Origin of the sequence: Polynucleobacter sp. MG-27-Goln-C1 (assembly GCF_018881905.1) — a bacterium.
Taxonomy (GTDB): domain Bacteria; phylum Pseudomonadota; class Gammaproteobacteria; order Burkholderiales; family Burkholderiaceae; genus Polynucleobacter.
In genome coordinates this window covers 1-1,232 of record NZ_JACVPM010000009.1, presented here as the reverse complement: position 1 = coordinate 1,232, position 1,232 = coordinate 1, and the positions used below count along the sequence as shown (strand labels likewise).

The window sequence follows — 1,232 nt, the reverse complement described above, 5'->3', positions numbered from 1 at the left end:
TTGAATTCAACTGATCGATGCAACACACTACTAACTGCGTAAGCAAAAGGAGTGTTGCTCATGAAACAACGACCCCGAATCTATTACACGGCCACCCAGAAGGCTTTAATGTGGGAACGCTGGCAAAAAGGCGATAACCTTCATCAGATAGCGCAGTTATTTGATCGGGGCCACTCTTCTATCCAGCGTATTTTGGCCGAAAGTGGTGGCATCAAACCACTGGAGCGATCTCGATCAGCTCTATCGCTGACTTTGGCTGAGCGAGAAGAGATCTCCCGCGGCCTGGCAACGGGACAATCCCTTCGTTCTATCGCACAGCTTTTAGGCAGATCGCCTTCTACGGTTAGTCGGGAGGTTAAGCGTAATGGTGGTGCCAAAGACTACCGATCAGCTGGGGCAGATAGCTCAGCTTGGGATCGAGCACTTCGTCCTAAGACTTGTAAACTGGTCTTGAACAAGCCCTTGGCAAGTATCGTGACAGATAAGCTGCAGCTCTTGCAGTGGTCGCCACAACAGATTGCCGGATGGTTAAAGCAAACGTATCCAGATGAGAAAAGCTATCAGGTGTCACACGAGACAATTTATCGCAGCCTCTTTATCCAAGCCCGTGGAGCCTTAAAGAAAGAGCTCGTGGCACATTTACGTCGCACTCGGATCATGCGTCGCTCACGCCATCACACGCTTAAAGATGTTGGTCTTGGCAAGATTGCCAATGCGGTCTCCATTAGAGAGCGCCCAGCTGAAGCAGAAGATCGTGCAGTCCCTGGACATTGGGAAGGTGATCTACTTTACGGAGATGCTAATAGCCAGATCGCCACTCTCGTTGAGCGCCAGACTCGCTATGTGATGCTAGTGAAGGTTGCACGTAAAGATAGCCAGACGGTAGTGAACGCCCTCATTAAGCATGCGAGAAAATTACCAGACGAGCTATATAAATCATTAACGTGGGATCGAGGCAAAGAGATGTCTGAACACAAACGTTTTACCTTAGCCACAGATGTTCAGGTGTACTTTTGTGATCCCCAGCATCCTTGGCAACGAGGCTCGAATGAAAATACCAATGGGTTATTAAGGCAATACTTCCCTAAAGGAATGAGCCTGGCTAATTACTCCCAAGCTAAGCTCAATGCAGTGGCAAGGAAACTAAATGAACGCCCTAGAAAGACACTAAACTATCAAACACCGGCAGAACGTTTTGCCCAATCTGTTGCGTTGACCGGTTGAATCCAAGG

Annotated in this window: 1 protein-coding gene; it reads left to right on the top strand. The window is 48.7% G+C overall.

The features are described 5' to 3' along the window. Positions 1-60: 60 nt before the first annotated feature. Entirely contained in the window at positions 61-1,224 is a 1,164-nt protein-coding gene (locus tag ICN14_RS10320; protein WP_216226394.1) for an IS30 family transposase, read from the top strand. Positions 1,225-1,232: the final 8 nt, after the last annotated feature.